14 protein-coding genes and 1 tRNA gene are annotated in these 23,138 nt (G+C 73.1%); 14 read left to right on the top strand and 1 reads right to left on the bottom strand.

From position 1 onward, the window contains the following. Window positions 1-169 precede the first annotated feature (169 nt). The 3 genes from CD790_RS10725 to CD790_RS10715 are packed head-to-tail and all read left to right on the top strand — an operon-like array spanning window position 170 to window position 1,144. Window positions 170-379: a DUF4244 domain-containing protein gene (locus tag CD790_RS10725; RefSeq protein WP_144382959.1), complete on the top strand. Its 210-nt coding sequence runs from the start codon at window positions 170-172 to the stop codon at window positions 377-379. After that, window positions 366-791, top strand: coding sequence for a TadE family type IV pilus minor pilin (locus tag CD790_RS10720; RefSeq protein ID WP_144382958.1), 426 nt, complete (start codon window positions 366-368; stop codon window positions 789-791). Before CD790_RS10725 ends, CD790_RS10720 begins: the two co-directional genes overlap by 14 nt. After that, window positions 788-1,144, top strand: a complete 357-nt coding sequence (locus CD790_RS10715) for an Rv3654c family TadE-like protein (protein ID WP_144382957.1) — start codon at window positions 788-790, stop codon at window positions 1,142-1,144. The genes CD790_RS10720 and CD790_RS10715 overlap by 4 nt, the downstream gene beginning before the upstream one ends. A 108-nt stretch (window positions 1,145-1,252) precedes the next feature. On the opposite strand, the gene CD790_RS10710 is transcribed toward CD790_RS10715, so the two are convergent. Further along, entirely contained in the window at window positions 1,253-3,664 is a 2,412-nt protein-coding gene (locus CD790_RS10710; RefSeq protein ID WP_260867489.1) for a DEAD/DEAH box helicase, read from the bottom strand. 134 nt (window positions 3,665-3,798) lie between these two features. Here CD790_RS10710 and bldG point away from each other — a divergent pair, with 134 nt between their 5' ends. The 11 genes from bldG (at window position 3,799) to CD790_RS10650 (ending at window position 22,944) form a co-directional block, all read left to right on the top strand. After that, entirely contained in the window at window positions 3,799-4,140 is a 342-nt protein-coding gene (gene bldG, locus CD790_RS10705; RefSeq protein ID WP_144382955.1) for an anti-sigma factor antagonist BldG, read from the top strand. Between the two features lie 117 nt (window positions 4,141-4,257). Further along, complete coding sequence (locus CD790_RS10700) at window positions 4,258-4,710, top strand: ATP-binding protein (RefSeq protein WP_144382954.1); 453 nt, start codon at window positions 4,258-4,260, stop codon at window positions 4,708-4,710. A gap of 863 nt (window positions 4,711-5,573) precedes the next feature. Then, complete coding sequence (locus CD790_RS10690) at window positions 5,574-7,970, top strand: sodium-translocating pyrophosphatase (protein WP_144382952.1); 2,397 nt, start codon at window positions 5,574-5,576, stop codon at window positions 7,968-7,970. A gap of 199 nt (window positions 7,971-8,169) precedes the next feature. Next, window positions 8,170-8,742 (top strand): small secreted protein, encoded by a 573-nt coding sequence (locus CD790_RS10685; RefSeq protein ID WP_260867488.1) that lies wholly within the window; start codon window positions 8,170-8,172, stop codon window positions 8,740-8,742. 670 nt (window positions 8,743-9,412) lie between these two features. Next, the gene (locus CD790_RS10680) at window positions 9,413-11,008 is read left to right on the top strand and encodes a methyltransferase (RefSeq protein WP_399217298.1); all 1,596 of its coding nucleotides are present in this window, start codon (window positions 9,413-9,415) and stop codon (window positions 11,006-11,008) included. Window positions 11,009-11,527: 519 nt separating this feature from the next. Next, entirely contained in the window at window positions 11,528-11,725 is a 198-nt protein-coding gene (locus CD790_RS10675; protein ID WP_144382949.1) for a hypothetical protein, read from the top strand. Between the two features lie 196 nt (window positions 11,726-11,921). After that, window positions 11,922-14,780: a type I DNA topoisomerase gene (topA, locus tag CD790_RS10670; protein ID WP_144382948.1), complete on the top strand. Its 2,859-nt coding sequence runs from the start codon at window positions 11,922-11,924 to the stop codon at window positions 14,778-14,780. A 578-nt stretch (window positions 14,781-15,358) separates the two neighbouring features. Beyond that, the gene (gene tmk, locus CD790_RS10665; RefSeq protein WP_144382947.1) at window positions 15,359-19,306 is read left to right on the top strand and encodes a dTMP kinase; all 3,948 of its coding nucleotides are present in this window, start codon (window positions 15,359-15,361) and stop codon (window positions 19,304-19,306) included. 104 nt (window positions 19,307-19,410) lie between these two features. Continuing rightward, window positions 19,411-20,691 carry a DNA polymerase III subunit delta' gene (locus tag CD790_RS10660; RefSeq protein ID WP_144383352.1) on the top strand — a complete coding sequence of 427 codons (1,281 nt, stop codon included), beginning with the start codon at window positions 19,411-19,413 and terminating at the stop codon, window positions 20,689-20,691. A 499-nt stretch (window positions 20,692-21,190) separates the two neighbouring features. Beyond that, window positions 21,191-22,753, top strand: coding sequence for an alpha/beta hydrolase (locus CD790_RS10655; RefSeq protein WP_144382946.1), 1,563 nt, complete (start codon window positions 21,191-21,193; stop codon window positions 22,751-22,753). Window positions 22,754-22,870: 117 nt separating this feature from the next. Next, window positions 22,871-22,944: transfer RNA gene (locus tag CD790_RS10650), tRNA-Thr, on the top strand. Window positions 22,945-23,138 lie beyond the last annotated feature (194 nt).

The following is a 23,138-nucleotide window of genomic DNA, read 5'->3' as shown; positions in this document are numbered from 1 at the left end:
CCGGCGAGAAAGAACGCGCGAGATGGCGTGCGTGGGGCTGCGTTCGCGCGGCAGCGCCCCTGTCGACAGCGTGAACAGCCGGCATGTGTGAGACGGCGCGCGTGGGTCCACGCGCGATCCGACGAGTCGAACCGATGCGACACAAGGTCGCGATCTGAAAGGGGATGTGATGGTCAATCGATGGTGTGCCCGGCGGTATGCGGAGATCGCGACCGGCCTGAGGGCGCGTGCGGACGCCGGGATGGCCACCGCGGAGTACGCGGTCGGCACGCTGGCGGCATGTGCCTTCGCCGCCGTGCTCTACCGCGTGGTGACCGGTGGGACGGTCAGCGGTGCGCTGCAATCCCTGATCGAGAGGGCGCTCGATGCCCCGTTCTGACGCCTCCGGCGCCTCCGGCCGCACCGACGCGACACCCGGTGCGGCCGGCCCCGAGGGTCCGACCTCCGACAGCGGGTTCATCACGGCGGAGGCGGCAGTCGCCACCCCGGTGCTGGTGCTCTTCGCGGTCGCCCTGATCTGGGGCCTGATGGCCGCCTCGGCGCAGATGCAGTGTGTGGACGCGGCACGTGCCGGGGCTCGTGCGGCCGCGCGGTCCGAGCCGACGGCGGCTGCCGTGGCCGCCGCCCGCTCGGCCGCTCCGCGCGGCGCGCAGGTCGTGGTGCGTCGCGAGGGCGACCTGGTGCGGGTGCGGGTGGTGGCCCACGCGGCCGGACCGGGCCCGCTGGCGGTGCGGCTGCAGGGAGAGGCGGTGGCGCTGGCTGAGGACACGGTGGGGGAGGCGGGGTCATGAGCCGTACCGACGACCGCGGCTCGGCCACGGTCTGGGTCGCGGTGGCCGCCACGGCGCTGTGCGCCCTCTTCGCGGGGCTGATGGTGTTCGGCCAGGTCATGGTGGCCCGGCACCGCGCGGGCGGCGCGGCCGACCTGGCGGCCCTCGCGGCGGCCGACCACGCGCTGGAGGGCCCGCGCGCGGCCTGTGGCCTGGCTCGGCGGGTGGCCGCCGCGCAGGGGACGCGTGTGGTGCGGTGCGAGGTGCGTGGCGAGATCGCGGACCTCACGGCCGAGGCCCGCGCCGGGCCGTTCGCGCCACGGGTGCGCTCCCGGGCCGGTCCACCGAGCGCGATCCCGCCCGAGGACCCCTGACCTCGCCCCGCTTCGGTGATCTCCCACGGCGGTGGCCATCGGGGCCGGCCGCGGGCCGCGACGGTGCCGCCTCCCGCCCGGGGTGAGGCGATGTCCCGACGGGAGGCTTCAGCCGGAGCCGGCGCCGGAGTCGGCACCGGAGTCGGAGTCGGACTCAGGGGCGGCGGAGGGGGCGCCGGCGAGGAGGGTGGTGAGCAGCCGAATGGCGGCCTTCTTGTCGAGCGGGTCGTTGCCGTTGCCGCACTTGGGCGACTGGATGCACGACGGGCAGCCGGAGTCGCACTCGCAGGAGGCGATGGCCTCGCGGGTCGCGGTGAGCCATCGGGCGGCGGTGTGGAAGGCGCGCTCGGCGAAGCCCGCACCGCCGGGGTGGCCGTCGTAGACGAAGACGGTCGGCAGCAGCGTGTCCGGGTGGAGCGGGATCGAGACGCCGCCGATGTCCCAGCGGTCGCAGGTGGCGAAGAGGGGCAGCATGCCGATGGAGGCGTGCTCGGCGGCGTGGAGCGCGCCGCCGAGTGCCTCCGGGGGCACGAGCGCGTCGTCCAGCTGGCCCTCGGTGACCGTCCACCACACGGCACGGGTGCGGAGCGTCCGGGGCGGCAGGTCCAGCTTGGACTCGCCGAGGACCTCGCCGGTGATCAGCTTTCGACGCAGATAGGAGACGACCTGGTTGGTGACCTCGACCGAGCCGAAGCAGAGCCGTGCGTCACCCCACGGCACTTCGGTGGTGGTCTCCAGGATGGAGACGGAGGTGGTGTCGCGGGCCGTCGTCGTGTACGGCGGGTCGGCCTCCTCGACCAGAGCGACGGCGTCGTCGAGGTCGAGCCGCCGGACCAGGTAGGAGCGGCCCTGGTGCAGGTGGACGGCGCCGTCGTGCACGGTGGTGTGGGCCGCCGCGGCGTCCACGGTGCCCAACAGCCGCCCGGTCTCGGCCTCCACGACCTGGATCGGCTTGCCGCCCGCGCCCCGGATGTCGGTGAGGTCGGCGGCGCGCTCGCGGCGGGTCCAGTGCCAGGCGGTCGCCCGGCGTCGCAGGAGCCTGCGCTGCTCCAGTTGCGGCATCAGTTCGGCTGCCGCGGGGCCGAAGAGCTCCAGGTCGGCCTCGGTGAGGGGCAGTTCGGCCGCGGCCGCGCACAGGTGGGGCGCGAGCACGTACGGGTTGTCCGGGTCGAGGACGGTGGACTCCACCGGCTGCCGGAACAGGGCGTCCGGGTGGTGGACGAGATAGGTGTCCAGCGGGTCGTCCCGGGCCACCAGGACCGCCAGCGCGCCCTGGCCGGTGCGCCCGGCCCGGCCGGCCTGCTGCCACAGGGACGCGCGGGTGCCCGGGTAGCCCGCGAGGACCACGGCGTCGAGACCGGCGATGTCCATGCCGAGTTCGAGCGCGGTGGTCGCGGCGAGCCCGAGCAGCCTGCCGGAGTGCAGGGCCCGCTCCAGGGAACGCCGCTCCTCGGGGAGGTAGCCGCCCCGGTAGGCGGCGACGCGGGAGGGGAGTGAGCGGTCGACGGCGGCGAGGCGCTCCTGGGCGATCAGCGCGATGAGCTCGGCGCCGCGTCGGGACCGTACGAAGGTGACGGTCCGGACCCCCTGGACGGCGAGGTCGGTGAGCAGGTCGGCCGACTCGGCGGTGGCGGTGCGGCGCACCGGGGCGCCGCGCTCGCCGTGCAGCTCGGTGAGGGGCGGTTCCCACAGCGCGAAGACCAGCTCACCGCGGGGCGAGGCGTCCTCGGTGATCTCCGCGACCGGCAGTCCGGTCAGCCGGGTCGCCGCGCGGGCCGGGTCGGCGGCGGTGGCGGAGGCGAGCAGGAAGACGGGGGTGGAGCCATAGCGGGCGCAGACGCGGCGCAGCCTGCGCAGCACCTGGGCGACGTGCGAGCCGAACACGCCGCGGTAGGTGTGGCACTCGTCGATCACCACGTAGCGCAGCGCGCGCAGGAAGGAGGACCAGCGGGCGTGGCCGGGCAGGATCGCGCGGTGCAGCATGTCCGGGTTGGTGAGCACGTAGTTCGCGTGGTTCCGGACCCACTCGCGCTCTTCGACCGGGGTGTCGCCGTCGTAGACCGCGGGACGCACGGCGTGGCCGAGCGGCGCGGCCAGTTCGCTCACGGCGCGCCGCTGATCGGCGGCGAGGGCCTTGGTGGGCGACAGGTAGAGCGCGGTCGCTCCCCGCCGTCCCGGGGCCTCCGCGCCGTCCAGCAGGGCGCTGAGGACGGGGGCGAGGTAGGCGAGCGACTTCCCGGAGGCGGTGCCGGTGGCGACCACGACGGACTCGCCGCGCAGCGCGTACTCGGCGGTACGCGCCTGGTGCACCCACGGGTGTTCGATTCCGCAGGCCCGGAAGGCGTCGACCACTTCCGGTCGGATCTCCTGAGGCCAGGGGGCATGGCTTCCGGACCGCGGGGGCAAGTGCTCCATATGAGTGATGCGCGTAGCCCGATCGCTCCCGCCGGTCAGCTGGTCCAGGATGGACCGGGGGGAGGGGCGTATGCCCGCGTGCCGCGGGAGTTGGTTGTGCGCCATTGACACCGAGTGTGTCACCGGAGTGACGGACAATGGGCTCAAGGCGTCGTGCACGCCTGCCGTAAGTGATTGAATGCCATCGCGGCTGCCGATCCATGGGGGGCGACCGCTCGATGCAAGGTGCTGGAGGATCCGTGGACCTGTCCCTGTCGACCCGGACCGTTGGCGACCGCACGGTCGTCGAGGTCGGTGGCGAGATTGATGTATACACCGCGCCCAAGCTGCGCGAGCAGCTGGTCGAGCTTGTCAACGACGGCAACTACCACCTGGTCGTCGACATGGAGGGCGTCGACTTCCTCGACTCCACCGGGCTGGGCGTCCTCGTCGGCGGGCTCAAGCGAGTCCGGGCCCACGAGGGCTCTCTGCGCCTGGTCTGCAACCAGGAGCGCATTCTCAAGATCTTCCGCATCACCGGCCTGACCAAGGTGTTTCCGATCCACACCTCGGTCGAGGACGCCGTTGCGGCCACCGACTGAGGCGTTTGACTAGATTAGTAAGTGCCTTTAGTCGGCAGCCGCGGGAAGACAGCAGGGGGTACCGGGTGCAGTCGCCCGGCCCCCTGGGATGCAGCCCGTACGTCCGAGGGGGATGGCATGGCCACCGTCGAACTCCGCTTCAGCGCCCTGCCGGAGCATGTCAGGACCGCACGCCTGGTCGCGGCGGCGGTGGCGCGCAGGGCAGGGGTGGACGAGGCAGTGCTCGACGAGGTGCGGCTCGCCGTCGGTGAGGCGTGCAGCCGCGCTGTGGGGCTGCATCGCAGCAACCGGCTGGCCGCCCCGGTCCGGGTCGTGCTGATCGAGGACGAGAAGAGGTTCTCGATCGAGGTCGGCGACGAGGTGCCGCACGGCCCCGCTGCCGGGGCCGGCGCGCCCGGTGGCCCGGACGGCCCGCCTACGGGGCCGAGCGAGGCCGCTGCCGAGAGTGAGGACGAGATGGGCCTGGCGGTCATCAGCGGGCTCGTCGACGACGTCGAGGTCTCGGCCACCGAAGCCGGCGGCGTCATCCGGATGAGTTGGCCCACCACACCCGCGCCGGTGCTGCCGTAATCCCGCCCGCGGCCGGCGGCGTCATCCCGCGCCCGCGGGCGTGATCGCCTAGTCCGCACCGTGCCCACGCCGTCCGTAGTCGGGCGTTCTCACGCGCGCGGTGCCGGCGGCTCGGCCCGGCGGTCGTACCCGGTTGGCTCACACGCACGCGCCACACACCACCGCCACGCGCCACGCCACCGCGCCCCCTGTGCCCCGTAGGGCCGCTCACCGGCCTCCCTCCGGCCATGGGGTGCCACTCCGCCGCCGTTCCGCCATCCGGGCCGGGTTGTGCCGCCTCGGCCGCCCTGGTCGCCCCCACGGGGATTCTGCGAGCCGTCCCGTACGCGCGCCCGCCCGGCGTCCTGGGGTCTCGATGTCCGGACCGTTGGGCCGACCGCGTTCCCGGGTGCCGATCGATCGTCCGCAATGAGCCGTTACGCCACGTAGCCGAGCCTCTCGCCGACCGTAGTCGCGGGCCTCGTGTCGCATCTCGCGCCCCCCGTCTCGGAGCGCGTCGGCATCGCTTCGGTCCGCTCCGGCAATCCACTCCGACGGGTGGTTTTCGGGGCTGTCTGGCGTGTCGGAGCTGCGTTCCACACCTGGTGATCATCGGGTGTTGAGATCCTTGTTTGATCATTTCAAGAGCCACCCTGGTTGATCGTCAGCGAATTGCGACGCTTCCTTCATCCGGGGGAATTCCCGGAGCGCAAACCTATTGATCATCGCTGGTGCAGGCGAATTCCCTTTGCGGCGCCCTGTTTTGATCTAGTACGGCTCCCTACAATCCGTCCACATCTCGAGCTCAGGACGCCTGAGCGTGGCGGCTGTTCTGCGGTCGCGGAACCGCTGCGCGCCCATGTGCCAAACGTCAAGGAGGACGAATGGCGGGGCCTCTCACCCCTCATCAGCTGGACCTTCCCCCAACCCTGGCCGCCGCGGAGCTGACCGACGGCAATCGTGTGATCGTGCTGGTGATCGCCGCCGTCGCGGTTGCGGCGCTCGCGGTCGCGCTGGTGCTCGTACGACAAGTGCTCGCGGCCGGCGAGGGCACGGACAACATGAAGAAGATCGCCGCAGCCGTGCAAGAAGGCGCTAACGCCTATCTGGCACGGCAGTTGCGGACCCTCGGCGGTTTCGCCGTCGTCGTGTTCTTCCTGCTCATGCTGCTGCCGGCGGACAACTGGTCGCAGCGCATCGGGCGTTCGGTGTTCTTTCTGATCGGCGCGGGATTCTCGGCGGCCACCGGCTATATCGGGATGTGGCTCGCGGTGCGCAGCAATGTGCGGGTGGCGGCCGCCGCCCGTGAGGCGACACCCGCGAAGGGCGAACCGGCCAAGGATCTGACGGACGTCGCGCACCGGGCTATGAAGATCGCATTCCGTACGGGCGGCGTGGTCGGCATGTTCACGGTGGGCCTCGGCCTGCTGGGCGCCTCGAGTGTGGTGCTGGTCTACGCGGCGGACGCGCCCAAGGTGCTGGAGGGCTTCGGCCTGGGTGCCGCGCTCATCGCGATGTTCATGAGGGTCGGCGGTGGCATCTTCACCAAGGCGGCCGATGTCGGCGCCGACCTGGTGGGCAAGGTGGAGAAGGGCATTCCGGAGGACGATCCGCGCAACGCCGCGACCATCGCGGACAACGTGGGCGACAACGTCGGTGACTGCGCGGGCATGGCGGCCGACCTCTTCGAGTCGTACGCCGTGACCCTGGTCGCCGCGCTGATCCTCGGCAAGGTCGCCTTCGGCGACTCCGGGCTCGCCTTCCCGCTGCTCGTTCCGGCGATCGGCGTGGTCACGGCCATGATCGGCATCTTCGCGGTGGCGCCCCGGCGGTCCGACCGCAGCGGTATGACCGCGATCAACCGCGGCTTCTTCATCTCCGCCGTGATCTCCCTGGTGTTGGTCGCGGGTGCCGTCTTCGCCTATCTGCCCTCCTCCTACGCCGACTTGGACGGGGTCACGGACGACGAGATCCTCACTCACTCCGGGGACCCGCGGATCCTGGCGCTGGTCTCGGTCGGCATCGGCATCCTGCTGGCAGCGCTCATCCAGCAGCTGACCGGTTACTTCACCGAGACCAACCGGCGGCCGGTGCGCGACATCGGCAAGACCTCGCTGACCGGGCCGGCCACGGTCGTGCTCTCCGGCATCTCCATCGGTCTGGAGTCGGCGGTCTACTCGGCGGCGCTGATCGGACTCGGCGTCTACGGCGCGTTCCTGCTCGGCGGCTCCAGCATCATGCTGGCGCTGTTCGCGGTCGCGCTCGCCGGCACCGGCCTGTTGACCACCGTCGGCGTCATCGTCGCCATGGACACCTTCGGTCCGGTCTCCGACAACGCGCAGGGCATCGCCGAGATGTCCGGTGACGTGGAGGGTTCCGGCGCGCAGGTGCTCACCGACCTGGACGCCGTCGGCAACACCACCAAGGCCATCACCAAGGGCATCGCCATCGCCACCGCGGTGCTGGCGGCGGCCGCGCTCTTCGGCTCGTACCGCGACGCCATCGCCGAGGCGATCGACGAGGTGGGCGTGCAGGTGGCCGGAGAGATGAACCTGAGCCTGGACATCTCGCAGCCGAACAACCTGGTCGGGCTGGTGCTCGGCGCGGCCGTCGTCTTCCTCTTCTCCGGGCTGGCGATCAACGCGGTGTCGCGGTCGGCGGGCGCGGTGGTCTTCGAGGTCCGGCGGCAGTTCCGGGAGAAGCCCGGGATCATGGACTACAGCGAGAAGCCCGAGTACGGGCGGGTGGTGGACATCTGCACCAAGGACGCGCTGCGCGAACTGGCCACCCCGGGCCTGCTGGCGGTCATGGCCCCCATCACCGTCGGCTTCGCGCTCGGCGTCGGCGCGCTCGGCTCGTTCCTCGCCGGCGCGATCGGCACCGGAACGCTGATGGCGGTCTTCCTGGCGAACTCCGGCGGCGCCTGGGACAACGCGAAGAAGCTGGTGGAGGACGGCCACCATGGCGGCAAGGGCAGCGAGGCGCACGCGGCCACGGTGATCGGCGACACCGTCGGCGACCCGTTCAAGGACACCGCGGGCCCCGCGATCAACCCGCTGCTGAAGGTGATGAACCTGGTGGCGCTGCTGATCGCGCCGGCGGTCGTGAAGTTCAGCTACGGCGACGACGCGAATCCGGGGCTGCGGGCGGGGATCGCCGTCCTGGCCATCGTGATCATCATCGGTGCGGTGTACGTCTCCAAGCGGCGTGGCATCGCGGTGGGTGACGAAGGCAACGCCGAGCGGGTGGCCCAGCAGGCCGACCCGGCGGTGGTGTCCTAGGTTCCAACCGGCGGGCGGGCAGTGCGCATTGGCGCGCTGCCCGCCTGTTTGTTTCCGCCCGTCCGTATGACGAGTTCCATCACACACCTGGCTTGGTGCAAATGGCTTCAAAAGTGGTCGTACCAGATGCCCGACTGACGGCCGCCGCGCTTCAGACGTGTATGTTCCGGGGCCGAGAGCCATGGAAGGGACCAATCCGGTGAACAAGAAGCTTGCGGCGGCACTGTCCGGCGGTGCGGCACTCGTACTGGCGCTGACCGGCTGCAACGACGAGAGCGAGAAGAGCGACAAGGTCAACGACTGGGCCAAGACGTTCTGCGACGCGGCGCAGCCGCACCTGAAGAGCATTCAGAGCGCCAACGCCGCCATTCAGGACGCCGAGGACGAGCCGGACGCCAAGAAGCTTCAGCAGACGGACTCGATGGCCTTCCAGAAGATCTCCGACGCCTACACCGCGCTCGGCAAGGCCGTGAACAAGGCCGGCGCCCCGCCCGTCGACGACGGCGAGAAGACCAAGGAGGCGGCCGTCAAGGAGCTCAACGAAACGGCCAAGGCCTACCAGAACCTCAAGACGACCGTCGACAAGCTGGACGCCGCGGACAAGGCGAAGTTCGCCGAGGGGCTCAACGGCATCGCCAAGGAGCTCAAGACGATCAGCCAGTCGGGTGACGAGGCGCTGCAGAAGCTGCAGGAAGGCGAGATCGGCCAGGCGATGACCAAGCAGACCGGCTGCCAGCGCAGCACGCCCACTCCGGCGCCCGCCGGCTCCTGACGCCACGCTCGCGGCCCCGCGGGTCCCCCAGCGCCGCGGGTTCCGTGGCGCTGTGGCGCCGCGGGGCCGCGCCGCGTGCACGCTGCCACCGCGGTCGCACGCCGTCGCGGCCATGTGGTCGGCCATGCGGTCGGCCATGCCGGCGGACGTGACGGCGGGCGTGGTGACCGACGTGGCGGCGCCGCGCCCCTGTGCGGTGCGCCCTACCCGGGCGGTGTGGCGCACCCGCGCGGGCGTGGGTCGTCCGTTCTCGCGCACCACTGTCGCGTACCGCTGACGTACCGCGCGGTGTCGCGCGTCCGGCATCGCGCCCCGAGCGGTGTCGCGGTACTGCCCGGATGGCCGTGTGCGCACCGACGCCGTTCGGGCCGAGGCCGTTCGGATCGACGCCCTTCGGGCCGAAGCCCTTCGGGTCGGCGGCGTCTGGGGTCACGGCGGCGTCTGGGGAGGCGCGTCGGGATCGGAGCCTGTGGGCGGCGGCCTCGCGCGTCATCGCGTACGGCGGTGCCCCAGCCGACGGCCGACGCCCGACGGCCGCCGAGGCGGCCACCGATCGCCGCGCGTCGGTGTTCGCCTCCGCTTCATCAGAGCACCCGTGGTCGGTCGCGGTGGTCGGTCGCGGTCGCCGTTCGAGTCCCAAGAGTCTCGCCGCGTACGCCCGTCCTGGCCCATGTCGACCGCGTCGTCGCTGATTGTCGGCGGTTGCCCTGACAATGGGTCCGTGAGTACGCACCTGTCCAGCCGCCTGCCGTCCCCTGACCCCGCGCGCACCGCCCGTCTCCGGGACGCGCTGCTGGCGGCCGACTTCACCGCCGACGGCCTGCTCGACCTGCTGGGCGCGCCCGCCTACGCCGCCCTCGCGCGAGCCGAGACCGTTCCGGCCGAGCGCGCCACGCGTGGCGGCGGCCCGTTGGAGACGCTGGTGCGGCTCTTCCTGCTCCAGGAGGCGGTTCCGCGGGATCGCGCGGGCGCCGTGCTGCCCGTCGCGGACTGCCTCGCCGACGGTTGGCTGGCGCCCGCGCCGGTCCCGTCGGGGGAGGGCGTACGGGCGGTCGTCGACATCCGTCCGTACGGAGGGCCGGAGGGCCAGGACTGGTGGATCGTCTCCGACCTGGGCTGCGCGGTCGGCGGCGCCGGAGGCATCGGCGGCCACCGCACGGACGTGGACCGCTCGCAGCTCGTCCTCGGTGTCGGCGGCGCCTCCACCACCCTCGCCGGCATCACCGTCCGCACCCCTGTGGCGAAGGCGCTCGACCTCGGCACCGGCTCCGGCATCCAGGCGCTGCACGCCGCCCAGCACGCCACGCGGGTCACCGCCACCGACCTCAACCCCCGCGCGCTGCACATCGCGCGGCTGACGCTGGCTCTGTCGGGCGCCCCCGAGGCCGACTTCCGGGAGGGCTCGCTCTTCGAGCCAGTCGGTGAGGAGACGTACGACCTCATCGTGTCCAACCCGCCCTTCGTCATCTCTCCCGGCGCCCGGCTCGTCTACCGGGACGGGGGACTGGGCGGGGACGCGCTGTGCGAGTCGCTGGTGCGGCAGTCCGCCGCCCACCTCAACGACGGCGGCTGGTGCCAGCTGCTGGCCAACTGGCAGCACGTCGAAGGCGAGGACTGGCACGACCGGCTGCGGTCCTGGGTACCCAGCGGCTGCGACGCCTGGATCGTGCAGCGCGAGGTGCAGGACGTCACGCAGTACGCCGAGCTGTGGCTGCGCGACGCCGGCGACCACCTCGGCGACCCCGCGCGGTACGCGGCCCGCTACGACGCCTGGCTGGAGGAGTTCGAGGCCCGCAAGACGAAGGCGGTCGGATTTGGCTGGATCACGCTGCGCAAGTCGGGCGCGGAGCGCCCCTCGGTGACGGTGGAGGAGTGGCCGCACCCCGTCGAGCAGCCGCTCGGCGGAGCCGTCGCCGCCCACTTCGACCGGCAGGACTTCCTGCGGACGCACGACGACGCGGCGCTGCTCGCCGGGCGCTTCCGGCTGGCCGACGAGGTCGTGCAGGAGCAGGTCGGGCTGCCCGGAGCGGAGGACCCGGAGCACGTGGTGCTGCGGCAGAACCGCGGCATGCGGCGGGCGACGAAGGTCGACACGGTCGGCGCGGGCTTCGCCGGAGTGTGCGACGGGACGCTGAGCGCGGGTCGCATTCTGGACGCCATCTCCCAGCTCATCGGCGAGGACGCGGTGCTGCTGCGGGATCGCACGCCGGCGTCGATACGGCTCCTGGTCGAGCAGGGCTTCCTGGTCCCGGTGGACGCCACCTAAGCCCCGCCCTTCGCCCTTCGCCGCCCTTCGCCGCCCTTCACCCTTAGCCGCCGTTCGTCGCCCTTCGCCGTTCGCCCTTCGCGGCCCTTCGCCTTCGCGGCCCTTCGCCGTTCGGCGACACCGGGCCGGACGGCGGCTGGTTGCCGGGCGCGACGACGACCAGCGCGTCGACGGTTCCACGACCAGCGCGTCGACGGCTCCACGGCCGCTGCCTCTACGGCGTACGCGGTGCACCCTCCTGTGCCGCCCGGCGCATACCGCGTACCGCCGGATGCCACCGTGCGCCCCCGGCCCCGACCGAATCGGCCACGGAGGGTCACGCAAGCGTGACTGAAATCGATTCGAGGCTTACGTCACCAGATAAAAATCAGAAAAAATCCCGATTGGTCACCAATGGCGCAGTCGTCGAGACGGGGCGGTCGAGGGAGGGTTCAGGCTTGGCCAAGATGTGACAAGACGTGACACGCCGTTCACCCGAGGTTCGTGTCGCGGCCTTCTGCGGGTGGCACGCTTTCGGCCATGGAGAGTGGACCCGCGGTCTTCGCCGGGACGGCGTTCGTGCTGTTCGGCGCCGCGTTGCTGCTGTGGACGGGGGTGCGCGTGCACGGTCGGGCACCGGTCGCGGAGGGCGTGCGCCCCGTCACCGGAGCCATCGTCTCCCTTCTCGCCGGGGTCGCCGCGCTGGGCGGCGGAATCTGGTATCTCGGTTGCGCCTGACGCCGGGCACCGCGGGGCGGTGTGTCGGTCCGGGCGGCAGACAGGACGCTTGTCGGGTTACCGTTCGAGTGGCGTTGTGGGCTTTTTCCGTTTGACACGGGGGCGGGATGTACCGTCACACTCCGCAGCGTCACCGCAATGACACGGTGCCGTACTGGGCCCGTTCACCGAGCGTCGACCGGAGAGAAGAGCGAAGTTGTCCCCGACCAGCGAGACCGCACAGGGCGGCCGCCGACTCGTCATCGTCGAGTCGCCTGCCAAGGCGAAGACGATCAAGGGCTACCTCGGCCCTGGCTATGTCGTCGAGGCCAGCGTCGGGCACATCCGCGACCTGCCGAACGGCGCCGCCGAGGTGCCGGAGAAGTACACCGGTGAGGTGCGTCGGCTCGGCGTGGACGTCGAGCACGACTTCCAGCCGATCTACGTCGTCAACGCCGACAAGCGCAGCCAGGTCAAGAAGCTCAAGGAGCTGCTGGCCGACTCCGACGAGCTCTTCCTCGCCACCGATGAGGACCGCGAGGGCGAGGCCATCGCCTGGCACCTCCAGGAGGTGCTCAAGCCCAAGGTCCCGGTCCGCCGGATGGTCTTCCACGAGATCACCAAGGACGCGATCCGCGAGGCCGTCGCCAACCCGCGCGAGCTGAACCAGCGCCTGGTCGACGCCCAGGAGACCCGCCGGATCCTCGACCGCCTCTACGGCTACGAGGTCTCTCCGGTGCTGTGGAAGAAGGTCATGCCGCGACTGTCGGCGGGCCGCGTCCAGTCGGTGGCCACCCGGCTCGTCGTCGAGCGGGAGCGCGAGCGCATCGCCTTCAGCTCCGCCGAGTACTGGGACCTGACCGGCACCTTCGCCACCGGCCGGGGCGGCGACCCCAGCGACCCGGGCACCCTCACCGCCCGCCTCGCGGCCGTCGACGGCCGCCGGGTCGCCCAGGGCCGCGACTTCGGTCCGAACGGCAAGCTCAAGACCGACGCCCTGCACCTGGACGAGGCCGGTGCCCGCGCGCTGGCCGCGGCGCTCGCCGAGAGCCCGTTCGCGGTGCGGTCGGTCGAGTCCAAGCCGTACCGCCGGTCGCCCTACGCCCCGTTCCGTACGACCACCCTCCAGCAGGAGGCGAGCCGCAAGCTCGGCTTCGGCGCGAAGGCCACCATGCAGGTGGCGCAGAAGCTGTACGAGAACGGCTTCATCACCTATATGCGCACCGACTCCACCACGCTCTCCGACACCGCGGTGGCGGCGGCGCGGGCGCAGGTCACGCAGCTCTACGGGGCGGACTACCTGCCGGAGAAGCCCCGCTCCTACGCGGGCAAGGTCAAGAACGCACAGGAGGCGCACGAGGCGATCCGTCCCTCGGGCGACCGCTTCCGCACCCCGGCGGAGACCGGGCTCACCGGCGACCAGTTCCGCCTCTACGAGCTGATCTGGAAGCGGACCGTCGCCTCTCAGATGAAGGACGCGGTCGGCAACTCGGTCACCGTCAAGATCGCCGGCACGGCCGCCGACGGGCGGGACGCGGAGTTCTCCGCCTCCGGCAAGACGATCACCTTCCACGGGTTCATGAAGGCGTACGTCGAGGGCGCCGACGACCCGAACGCCGAGCTTGACGACCGCGAGCGGCGCCTGCCGCAGGTCGCCGAGGGCGCCGCGCTGTCCGCCGAGCGGATCACCGCCGACGGTCACGCCACCAAGCCGCCGGCCCGCTACACCGAGGCCTCGCTGGTCAAGGAGCTCGAAGAGCGCGAGATCGGCCGCCCGTCGACGTACGCGTCGATCATCGGCACCATCCTCGACCGCGGCTACGTCTTCAAGAAGGGCACCGCGCTCGTCCCGTCCTTCCTGAGCTTCGCCGTGGTCAACCTCCTGGAGAAGCACTTCGGGCGGCTCGTGGACTACGACTTCACCGCCAAGATGGAGGATGACCTCGACCGCATCGCGCGGGGCGAGGCCGAGGCCGTGCCGTGGCTGAAGCGTTTCTACTTCGGTGAGAGCGCGCAGGGCGCCCAGGCCGCCGGTGGCGCCGCCGAGGCCGGGAACGGCGACGGCGACCACCTGGGCGGCCTCAAGGAGCTCGTCACCGACCTGGGCGCGATCGACGCCCGCGAGGTGTCCTCCTTCCCGGTCGGCGACGGCATCGTGCTGCGGGTCGGTCGCTATGGCCCGTACGTGGAGAAGCCGTCCGAGGTCGAGGGCGAGGCCGGCCAGCGCGCCGACGTGCCGGACGACCTGCCGCCGGACGAGCTGACCGTGGAGCTGGCCCACGAGCTGCTGGCCAAGCCCAGCGGCGAGCGGGTGCTGGGCACCGACCCCGAGGCGCCGCACCACCCGATCGTGGCCAAGGACGGCCGCTACGGGCCGTACGTCACCGAGGTGCTGCCCGAGGGCACGCCGAAGACGGGCAAGAACGCGGTCAAGCCGCGCACCGCCTCGCTCTTCAAGTCGATGTCCCTGGACACCGTCACCCTTGAGGACGCCCTGCGTCTGATGTCGCTCCCGCGCGTCGTCGGCCAGGACGCCGAGGGCGTCGAGATCACCGCGCAGAACGGCCGCTACGGCCCGTATCTGAAGAAGGGCACCGACTCGCGCTCCCTGGAGCGCGAGGAGCAGCTCTTCACGATCACGCTCGACGAGGCGCTGGCCATCTACGCCCAGCCCAAGCAGCGTGGGCGTGCCGCCGCCAAGCCGCCGCTGAAGGAGCTGGGCACCGACCCGGTCAGCGAGCGCCCGGTGGTGGTCAAGGACGGTCGCTTCGGCCCGTACGTCACGGACGGCGAGACCAACGCGACGCTGCGCCGCGACGACGACGTCGAGACGATCACGCCCGAGCGCGGCTATGAGCTCCTGGCGGAGAAGCGCGCCAAGGGCCCGGCCAAGAAGACGGCGAAGAAGGCGACCACCAAGAAGGCGGCCGCGAAGAAGGCCCCGGCGAAGAAGACGGCGGCCAAGAAGACCGCCGCGAAGAAGACCACCACGGCCAAGAAGACGGCGGCGAAGAAGACCACGACGGCGAAGAAGGCCGCCGCGGCGAAGGCGTCGACCGCGAGCGACGCCGAGTAGGCGGTCACTAGCTCAGGCGCTCACGTACTGAGGTATCGAGGTACGCGGGAGCGCGGAGCAGGAGCACAGCAGGCGGGCCCGCGCGGTCGGCCGCCCGGGCCCGGTGGGGTTCGCGGCGGCCCCGCGCGGCCCGCCTGTCGCGTTTCCCGGTTCTCCCGGTTCTCCCGGTTCTCCCACATCTTCGTGACGGAAGACGTAGCGGGAGACCCGGGTGACGCGGGTGACGGCGGCCGTCGCGGCGCTCGTCCGTTCATCGCGTTCGCCGCTCGCGCGGCGGGTGTGGCGAAGATCGCGTCCGCGCGGAGCGCGGTTCCCGCGGGCGCGCGGTCCGGCACCCGGCTCGGCGCCCGCGGCCTCGGGCCGCCGGCTCCGCGCGCTGTGGCTTCGGTGGCGGCCGGGCGGGGTCTCCAGGGGGCGGTGGAGGGCGCTCGCGACGGGGTGCTCAGCCCCGGTCGCGACACCGCCGGGACGGGGGCTGAGCAGGGGCGTCGGGGCGGTGCCCGGAGGGCGTATGCCGGATCGGGCGTCTGTTCGGGTGGGCGGCGCGTGCGTTCACGCGATCCGGATAGGCTGGCGAGATGACACGAGCCGAGCAGCCAACGGACGTGACTCCCACCTCCGGCGCCCTAGCCGCGGACTCGCGCGAGCGCGCGGTGCGTGCCCTGTTGCGCTACCCCCCGCTGCGGCGGTTGTGGAGCGCGCAGCTCGTCAGCGGTACCGCGGACGCGCTCGCGGTGCTCGTGCTCATGTTGCTGTCGCTCCAGTCCGCGGTCGCCTCGGGCTCCTTCGGAGGCGGCTACCGGGGCGCGGCCTTCGCCGTCGCCGCGCTGCTGGCCGTACGGCTCTTCTCGACCGTGCTCTTCGGGGCGGTGCTGCTCGGCCCGCTCTCCTCGCTCATCGGTCCGTCCGGTCCGCTCGACCGCCGCTGGACCATGATCGGCGCGGATGGGCTGCGGCTGGTGCTGTTCGTCATCGCACCGCTGTGGATCGACTGGACCCCGGGCAACGCCCTGGTCTGGCTGCTGGTCACCGCGTTCGTCAGCGGAGCCGCCGAGCGCTGCTGGACGGTGGCCAAGGACGGCGCGGCGCCCGGGCTGCTGCCCGCGCCGCCCGCCGAGGGTGCGGCCGTGCGCCCGCTGCCGGACCACCTCGACGCGCTGCGCCGGCTCTGGCTCCGGACGACCTTCATCTCGCTGCCGCTGGCGGCCGTCGGCCTGATGGCCGCCACGCTCTTCGGGAACCTGCTGGGCTCCGGCATCGCGTGGTTCCACACCCACCAGGCGGCCATCGCCTCCTACGGGGCGGCCGGGCTCTTCGCGGCCGCGATCACGGCCGTCTGCTTCCTGGAGCTGCCCAGCGCCCAGACGCCCCGCCCGCGCTCCCCGCTGGAGGGGCTGCGTCGCCCACGGGCCGCCGTGCCCGGTCCCGACGGTCGGCTCGGCCCGGAGAAGGGCCGTACGGGAGCCGTGCCGCACCTGGTGCTGGCCTGCGGCGCCATCGCCGGGGCGATCGCGGCGGCCGTGGGCGTCTCCGCGCTTCAGGCCGTCGACATCGGCGGCGGCCCCGTCGCCTTCTCGCTGCTGGTGCTCGCCCTCAGCGGCGGCCCGGTGGTCGGCATCCGCACGGCCCCCAAGGTGCTGCCCGGCCTGTCGCGGCGGCGGCTGCTCTCGCTGTCCCTCGCGCTGACCGGTCTGTCGCTGCTGGCGGCGGGCCTGGTCCACGACGGCGCGACCGTGCTGCTGATCACCGCGCTGGCCGGGCTGTCGGCCGGTGTCGCGGCGCAGATCGGCCACGCGCTGCTGGACCAGGAGGTCGAGGAGCCGCGCCGGGCCCGGATGACCGAGCATCTCCAGGCCGTCGTACGCGTCTTCGTGGGCCTCGGCGCGGTCGCCGCGCCGCTGCTCGCCGCCGCCATCGGCCCGCACCGGCTGGTCAACGGCGACTTCGTTTTCGCCCACGGCGGCGCCGCCTTCACCCTCATGCTGGTCGGCGCGCTGCTGCTGCCGGTCGCGGCCCTGGTGCTCGGCAAGACCGACGACCGGCAGGGCGTGCCGCTGCGGCGCGATCTGCGCGAGGCACTCTTCGGCGGGGACCCGACGGAGGGCCCGGCCTCCGGAGGCTTCTTCATCGTCCTGGAGGGCGGCGACGGAGCGGGCAAGTCCACGCAGGTGCGTGCCCTGGCTGAGTGGATCAGGGCCAAGGGCCACGAGGTGGTGGTGACCCGCGAGCCGGGCGCCACGGCCATCGGCAAGCGGCTGCGCTCGATCCTGCTGGACGTCTCCAGCGCCGGAATCTCGCACCGCGCGGAGGCGCTGCTGTACGCGGCGGACCGCGCGGAGCACGTCGACAGCGTCATCCGTCCCGCCCTGGCGCGCGGTGCCGTCGTCATCTCCGACCGTTACATCGACTCCTCCGTCGCCTACCAGGGCGCGGGTCGCGACCTCGCCCCGACCGAGATCGCCCGGATCTCACGCTGGGCGACGGACGGCCTGATCCCGCACCTGACCGTGCTGCTGGACGTCTCCCCGGAGACCGCGCGCGAGCGCTTCACCGAGGCACCCGACCGGCTGGAGTCGGAGCCCGCCGAGTTCCACCGGCGCGTACGGTCCGGGTTCCTCACCCTGGCCGCCGCCGACCCGGGCCGCTACCTCGTCGTCGACGCCGGTCAGCAGCCGGAAGCCGTCACCGCGGTGGTGCGCCACCGCCTCGACCGGATGCTGCCCCTCTCGGAAGCCGAGCTGAAGGCCCGTGACGAGGCCCGCAAGGCCGCTGAGGCGGAGGCGCGACGCAAGGCCCAGGAGGAGGCCGCACGCAAGGCGGAGGAGGAGCGGCTGGAGCGCGAGCGACAGGAGGCCGCCGCCAAGGCGCGCGCCGAGGAGGAGGAGCGCGAGCGCCGCGAGCTGGAGGAAGCCCGGCAGCGCGAGGCCGAGCGGCAGGCGGAGGAGGCCCGTCAGCGGGCCGAGGACGCCCGTCGGAGGGCCGAGGCGGAGCGTCGGCGCATCGAGGCCGAGGACCGCGCCCGCGCCGCCGAGGAGGAGCGCCGCCGTCGCGAGGCCGAGGAGCAGGCGCGGCAGCGCGCGGAGGCGGAAGCCCGCCGCCTGGAGCGGCAGCGGCAGGCCGAGGAGGCGCTGCTCCGCGCGGAGGACGCGCGCCGGCAGGCGGCGGACGCGGGCCCGGACGCCGCCGGCGCCGCCGGACCGGGCGCGAGGACGCCGGGCGCGGGAACGGGGTCGGGCGCCGGTAACGCGCCCGAGGGCGGTGTCACGCCCGAGGGCGGCGTCACGCCGCAGGCCGGCGCCGCGCGGCGTACGGAAGGCGACGCCCCCACGCTCCAGACCCCGCTGGCGGCCGGCTACGAGGACGCGCCGGCGGCGCGGGACGCGGCGCCCGCAGGACGGAACGCGACCCCGGCGGCGCAGGGCACCCCGTCCGCCGGACAGGGCACCCGGCCCGCCGCGCGGGACGTGATGCCCGCCGCCCAGGCTCCCGCCCCGCAGGACGGGCGTGGCGCTCAGGAGCCGCCGAGGACGGTCGGCGAGGCGCCCACCCTGGAGGCCCCGGTGGTCGGTGCGCCGACGGTGACCGACCACGGCGGGACGAGCACCCCCGAGGCGGCCGAGTCGCGGCCCGCGAAGACCCGGCTCACCAAGAGCCCGTCCGCCGCCGCGCGGCCCACCGCCGACCGTCGCGATCCGCGCCTGGGCCCCGAGATCACCCCCGCGGTCCGGGAACAGCCGGCGCCGGACGAGACGGCCGTGCTGCCGCAGGTGGAGCCCACGGGCTCCGAGGCGCAGGGGCCGCATGTCGAGGCCGCCCCTTCCGACGCGGCCGAGACGGTGCGTACGCCGCGGGTGGACGCTCGCGCGGAGGCGGGCGCCGCGGATGAGACGGCCGTGCTGCCGCCCGTGCCCCCCATGCCGCCGATGCCTCCCGCGCGGCCCGAGGTGCCCGCGGACGCCGCCGAGACGCCGCGTACGCCTCGGGCGGACGACAGTGGCACGGCGGAGCGCGACGCGCGCGACGTGGACGAGACCGCCGTGCTGCCGCCCGTGGCACCCACGGGCGGCCCGGACGCCGAGAAGACGGCCGTGCTGCCGCAGTACCCGGGGCAGCCGGACGCGGGCGACGCGGAGGCCGCGGGGGACGCGCGCCCGGCGGAGCGGCCGGCCTCCGACCCGACCGCGGAGACCGCGGTGCTGCCGTCGGTTCACCCCGAGCGGCCCGAGGACCCCACCGACCGGGTTCCGCCGTGGCTGTTCCGCCCGGAGGAGAACGGGGCACAGCCGCGGCGGCAGGCGGACGCGGGCCCCGCCAACGACCGCACCCGTGAGCTGCCCCAGGTCGACCCCCGGCAGGACGAGGCCCCGGGCGCCGAACAGCGGCGCCGCCCGACCTGGGCGGAGGAGACGCCGCTGGACGACCTCCCGACGCTCGCCGACGAGCTGCTGGGCCCGTACGGGAACGAGGACGACGGGAACGAGGACGACGGGGGCGAGGCCGGCGGCCGGGGCCGCGGCCGGAGCTGATCTCGCACGGCGCCCCTTGTCGGTGCCGTGCTCCACAATGGGGAGCCGCGGGACGGCCGGAACGGGCCCCGCGGCAGGCGAGGCCGCAGGTGCTGGAGGCGACGATGGCGGTGTGGGACGACGTGGTCGGGCAGGACCGGGTGACGGTCCAGCTCACCGCTGCCGCGCGGGACGCGGACGCGTTGGTGACCGCCGCGGCGGCGGGCGCCGCGGCCGCGCCGAGGCTCGCCGTGCCGCAGCCCGGGACCGGTGGGCCGGACGAGGAGGGGCGCGCGCCGCTCTCGCTCGCCTCGTCCCGGATGACCCACGCTTGGCTTTTCACCGGTCCGCCCGGCTCCGGTCGGGCCACCGCGGCCCGCGCGTTCGCCGCCGCGCTCCAGTGCGTCAGCCCGGACCGGGCCCTGGGCGGCGTGCCGGGCTGCGGGTTCTGCGACGGCTGCCACACCACCCTGATCGGCACGCACGCCGATGTGGAGATCGTCCGCACTGATCTGCTCACCATCGGTGTGAAGGAGACCCGCGACCTGGTGCGCCGCGCCCAGCTGTCCCCGGCGGGCGGCCGCTGGCAGGTCATCGTCCTGGAGGATGCCGACCGGCTGACCGAGGGCGCGGCCAACGTCCTCCTCAAGGCCGTCGAGGAGCCCGCTCCGCGCACGGTGTGGCTGCTGTGCGCGCCCTCGCTGGAGGACGTGCTGCCGACGATCCGCTCCCGCTGCCGTCACCTGGTGCTGCGCACGCCGCCGGTCGACGCGGTGGCGGACGTCCTGGTGCGCCGTGACGGCATCGCTCCCGAGCTGGCCGCCTCCCTCGCCCGCGCCACCCAGGGCCACATCGGCCGGGCCCGGCGGCTGGCCACGGACGAGCGGGCGCGGAGTCGCCGCGCGGCCGTCCTCAGACTGCCGCTGCGCGTCGACGACGTGGGCGGCTGCCTCAAGGCGGCGCAGGAGCTGATCGACGCGGCGAACGAGGACGCCAAGCAGCTCGCCGAGGAGGTCGACGCGAAGGAGACCGAGGAGCTGCGCGCCGCCCTGGGCGCCGCGTCCGGCACCGGCGGTCGCCTGCCGCGCGGTACGGCGGGCGCCATGAAGGACCTCCAGGACCGACAGAAGCGCCGCGCCACCCGGACCCAGCGCGACAGCCTCGACCTGGCCCTCACCGACCTGATCGGCTTCTACCGCGACGTGTTGGCACTCCAGCTCGGTACGGAGATAGCCCTGGCCAACATCGACGTACGGGATGCGCTGGAACGGGTCGCCGCGAGCTCGAAGCCGGAGCGGACCCTGCGCCGGATCGACGCGGTGACGGCCTGCCGCCGGGCCCTGGACAGCAATGTGGCGCCGCTGCTGGCGGTCGAGGCGATGACCATGGCGCTGCGCGCGGGCTGAGCCGAGCCTGGCTCCCGGGCGAGGAGCGTGGCGGGGACCGTGGCGGGAAACGGCCGTCGGGACGTACGGGAAGGTCTCGGAGGTAGGCGGTCGGCCCCTGTCCGGGAAGGTCTCGGAGGTAGGAGGTCGGCGCCCTGCCGGAAGGTGACCGGGATCGGAGATCAGCTCCCCCTCGGGAAGATCTCCGGCCTCGGGCACGCTCCCCAAGCACGGGGCCCGGGGCGCGGCTCCCGGGGCAGGGGGCACCGGCATCGGTTCACGTCGCGGCCGGGGGAGCGCCGCCGGCCGGCGAAGCCGTCACCTCGTGCGAGGCAGGCTGGCGGCGCTGTAGGTGCTGTCGGCGCCACCCGCCCCGTCCTTCACCACCCCGGCCCTCCACGCACCCCTCACCCTTACGAGTTCGCTTCGCGCGCCTGCGCATGGACTGTAACGGTGTGGATACGCTCCGACAGACACGATGCCGCGAACTGCGCGATCTGAGGACGAAGGGCGCCAATCGATGGAGATCAGTCGCAAGCTCCGCAGTAACGGCACGGTGCTGGCGGCCGTGGCCCTGCTGACCGCCGCGGTGGCGTCCGGCCTCACCGGCTGTTCGGGTGACGAGTCCGACTCCCGATCCGGTCGGCCCCCGTCGGCCGACGAGGGCCGACCGGCCGCGCTGAAGCGCTACTACGAGCAGAAGCCGAGCTGGCGCGAGTGCGGCGTGCCGGGCTTCCAGTGCGCCACGCTCCGGGCGCCGCTGGACTACGACCACCCGGACCCCGCCGAGGACCTGCGGCTCGCGGTGGCCCGCAAGAAGGCCACCGGCCCGGGCGAGCGGATCGGCTCGCTCCTGGTCAACCCGGGCGGTCCGGGCGGCTCGGCCATCGGCTATCTGGAGGGGTACGCGGGCATCGGCTACCCGGCGCCGGTGCGCGCGCGGTACGACATGGTGGCGATGGACCCGCGCGGTGTGGCGCGCAGCGAACCCGTGCGGTGCCTGACCGACAAGGAGATGGACGCCTACACGCAGACCGACCAGACCCCGGACGACGCCTCGGAGGTCGCCGGGCTGACGGCCGCGTACAAGAAGTTCGCCGCCGGCTGCGAGAAGCGCTCCGGCGAGGTCCTGGGCCATGTCTCGACGGTCGAGGCGGCACGCGACATGGACCTGCTGCGCGCGGCGCTGGGCGACAAGCGGCTCAACTACGTGGGCGCCTCGTACGGCACCTTCCTCGGGGCCACCTACGCCGAGCTGTACCCCGACCGCGTCGGCCGGCTCGTCCTCGACGGCGCGATGGACCCGACGCTGTCCGCGGAGCGCACCAACCGCGACCAGACCGGCGGTTTCGAGACCGCCTTCACCGCCTTCGCCGAGGACTGTGTGGACCGCGACGACTGTCCGCTGGGCACCCGCAGCCCGGACGACGCCGCGAAGCGCCTCGGCGCCCTGTTCGCCCGGCTGGACCGGGACCCCGTCCCCACCGGCGACGACCGGCGCGAGCTCGGCGAGGCGCTCGCCACCACCGGGGTGATCGCGGCCATGTACGACGAGGGTTCCTGGCAGCAGCTGCGCGCGGCGCTGCGCTCGGCCATGGCGGGCGACGGCGGCCCACTGCTGCGACTGGCCGACCTCTACTACGAGCGTGAGGACGGAAAGTACGCCAACCTCATGTACGCCAACCCGGCCGTCAACTGCCTCGACCTACCGCCGGCCTTCCGCACCCCGGAGGACGTCAAGGCGGCCCTGCCCGCCTTCCGGAAGACCTCCCCCACCTTCGGCGAGGGCCTCGCCTGGGCCTCCCTGAACTGCGCCTACTGGCCGGTCCCCGCCACCGGAAAGCCCCACCGCATCGAGGCCCGCGGCGCCGCACCCATCCTCGTGGTCGGCACCACCCGCGACCCCGCCACGCCGTACGTCTGGGCCCAGTCCCTCGCCACCCAGCTCTCCTCGGCGACCCTCCTCACCTACGACGGTGACGGCCACACCGCCTACGGCCGGGGCAGCGACTGCGTCGACAACGCCGTCAACGCCTACCTCCTTGACGGAACTCCGCCCGCCGACGCCAAACGCTGCACCTGACCAGCCCGAACACCCCCGGCCCGCCCCCACCCCCGACCGCCCGGCCCCCGTGCGGAGCACCCCTGGAAACTGTGTAGACTTAGCGACGCTGCTGATGCCACTCTGGCTCGGCAGCATGCCGCCTTAGCTCAGTCGGCCAGAGCGACGCACTCGTAATGCGTAGGTCAAGGGTTCGATTCCCTTAGGCGGCTCACTGTGAAAGTCCAGGTCACGCAATCCGTGACCTGGACTTTTTCATGTGCCCAGGGCTACCCAGGGGCTTGCGCTGGGGCACGCTTCCGTCATCGTCTGGCATTGCGGGCACCATCGTGCGGACACCGCGATGTTCGCCTCGCTGGTCATTCTCCGAAGACCGTGGCGTCCTCACGCCGACGGCGTCACGGCG

It is taken from the genome of Streptomyces sp. SAJ15, assembly GCF_007595705.1.
Taxonomy (GTDB): Bacteria; Actinomycetota; Actinomycetes; order Streptomycetales; family Streptomycetaceae; genus Streptomyces.
This window is presented reverse-complemented; position numbering and strand designations above follow the sequence as displayed.